Here is a 2787-nt window from a genome sequence, read left to right as displayed (position 1 = left end):
CACCGGTGATTGATCCTCCCGGAAACGCCGCGGCGAGTAACGCAAGCGGCTGCGCGTCAGAAGGAAGTTGGCCTTCGACCGTGCTGACTAAATGATGCACAGCATTAAAACTCTCAATAGCGAAGAGCGCTGAAACATGGACACTGCCCGGTTGGCAAACACGACTCAAGTCATTGCGAAGGAGATCGACAATCATGAGGTTCTCGGCTTGATCTTTGCGCGAATCTTTTAGCCGTTGTATTTGCTCAGCGTCAGCAGCGGGGTCGCTAAGGCGAGGTAATGTACCTTTAATCGGCTTGGTTTCGACATGACCATCGGGGGTCACACGTAAAAAGCGTTCTGGCGATAGGCTGAGGACACAACCTTGCGGTAGATTTAACCAAGCAGAAAATGGTGCGCGATTGGCATTTCTAAGCGCAACATAGGCTTGCCATGGCTCACCCTGAAAGGTCGCTTGAAACCGTTGCGCAAGATTGATTTGATAACAATCACCGGCCCGTAAGTAAGCGTGAATTTGATCAATCCGTTGGTGATACTCCGCTGCGCTGAGATTGCTTTTCCAAGCACTAGTTAATTGAAATGTAGTGTTGTTGGTTTTGCGAGCGGGCTGCCAGAACGCATGGGCAGCAAGGGTAGCGTCGTCTGGCTGCAGCGCGTACGTGCGCTTTTCTCGATGATCAATGATCAGGGCGTGGTGATAAAAGCCGACGGCTAAATCGGGTAAGTCGATATCTTGTTCTGCCAGTTCCGGCAAGACTTCGAGCGTCCGGCCAAGATCATACCCAAACAAACCAGCAAGACCGCCCTGAAATGGTAAGTGCTGGTAGGGCTCAGGTAAGGGGGCAATTGGCGCAGCGGTTAATTCGTCTTGGAGCTGCTGAAACGGGTTTGTTTCGGTCTGCGCACTTGGCCAAGTAAAGGTCTTACGAGGTTGCCGTAAGAGAATATCATAGCGACTATTGGGATGATTCGCTGCGGCAGAATCGAGCAACAGTGCCCAAGGTTCGGTAGCAAAAGGCGTAAAAATAGCGACCGCATCGTGCCAGTCTTGGTAGTTGAGTTCTGTGACCTGAAGGGAAGGCTGCGAAAACGCCATGAAACCGACATACTCCGAATAAAAAGTGATCAAGATGATTCGATTTAGCAGCGCTGAAGGGCACTTATCCACTGGCAGCACTATCGAGAAGAGAGTATCATAACTTGGTTTATTCAGCATCGTATATCACCGCCGAAAAGAGGTTAGGCATGGCACTTATTCGACAACAAGACTTTATTGATAGCATCGAAGATGCACTGCAGTTTATCTCCTATTACCACCCACTTGATTTCGTTAATGCGCTTGCCGAAGCGCACGATAAAGAGCAAAGCGAAGCCGCGAAAAGTGCGATCGCGCAAATGCTTGTCAACTCGCGGATGTCAGCACAAGGCCATCGGCCACTGTGTCAAGACACCGGCATCGTAACGTGCTTTGTTAAAGTGGGCATGGACGTGCAGTGGGATAAAACCGACATGACAGTGCAAGAGATGGTTGATGAAGGTACGCGTCGCGCCTACTTAAATCCTGAAAACCCGCTGCGCGCCTCAATTGTTGCGGATCCCGCAGGTGGTCGCAAAAACACCAAAGACAACACGCCAGCGGTGGTGCACATCGATATGATCCCAGGTGGCGAAATTGAAGTGGCGATTGCGGCGAAAGGCGGCGGCTCTGAAAACAAAACCAAAATGGTGATGTTAAATCCAAGTGATTCGATTGCAGATTGGGTCGTGGAAACATTGCCGAAGATGGGCGCCGGCTGGTGTCCGCCGGGAATGCTTGGCATTGGTATTGGCGGAACTGCTGAGAAATCAGCGGTTTTAGCTAAAGAGTCGTTGATGGATCCGGTGGATATCCAACAATTGATTGAACGTGGCCCGGAAAACGCTGAAGAAGCGTTGCGTTTGGAAATTTATAATCGCGTGAATGAATTGGGTATTGGCGCTCAAGGGCTTGGCGGTTTAACGACTGTGGTTGACGTGAAAATCAAGTCAATGCCGACGCATGCCGCATCAAAACCAGTGACTATGATTCCGAATTGTGCCGCAACACGTCATGTCCATTTTCACTTAGACGGCAGTGGACCGGCGCAGTTGCAGCCACCGAAGTTAGAAGATTGGCCCGATATTACCTTTGAAGTGGGTGATAATGCGCGTCGGGTGAACCTCGATACCCTGACGGCCGCTGATGTTCGCGATTGGAAAATGGGCGAAACTGTCCTCTTGTCCGGCAAACTATTGACCGGCCGTGACGCTGCACACAAACGGATTAAAGACATGCTCGACAAAGGTGAGGAATTGCCGGTCGACTTCAGTAATAAGTTTATTTATTACGTTGGACCGGTTGATCCAGTCGGTGATGAAGTGGTTGGCCCAGCGGGCCCAACAACCGCGACACGGATGGACAAATTTACCGATCTTATGCTTGAGCAAACCGGCATTATTGGCATGATTGGCAAGGCCGAACGTGGTTCACAAACGGTCGCGAGCATTGCTAAACATCAAGCGGTCTATCTCATGGCGGTCGGCGGTGCGGCTTATTTAGTTGCAAAAGCAATTAAACAAGCGAAAGTCGTTGCCTTTGAAGACCTCGGTATGGAAGCGATTTACGAATTTGAGGTTGAAGACATGCCGGTGACGGTTGCGGTTGACAGTCAAGGCAATAATGCTCACCAAGCCGGTCCTGCGGTCTGGGCAGTGAAGATTCAGGAAATGACATCAGCTTAAAACGCTGTTCGGAACGATAAGAAAGCG

2 protein-coding genes are annotated in these 2787 nt (G+C 50.5%); one reads left to right on the top strand and one right to left on the bottom strand.

Going from position 1 to position 2787, the window contains the following annotated elements; genetic code table 11:
* Positions 1-1216, bottom strand: a 1216-nt coding sequence (locus tag J5F18_RS12060; RefSeq protein WP_346298869.1) for a chorismate-binding protein, incomplete at its 3' end; no start/stop codon positions are given.
* Between the two features lie 29 nt (positions 1217-1245).
* Between J5F18_RS12060 and J5F18_RS12055 the strand changes: the two genes are divergently transcribed.
* On the top strand, positions 1246-2760 hold the full coding sequence (locus J5F18_RS12055; protein WP_346298868.1) for a fumarate hydratase: 1515 nt from the start codon (positions 1246-1248) through the stop codon (positions 2758-2760).
* The last annotated feature ends 27 nt before the right edge of the window (positions 2761-2787 follow it).

The sequence above is a fragment of the Halomonas sp. BM-2019 genome (assembly GCF_017584085.1).
The sequence above is the reverse complement of the archived record's forward strand: the minus strand, read 5'-3'. Positions and strand labels throughout refer to the sequence as shown.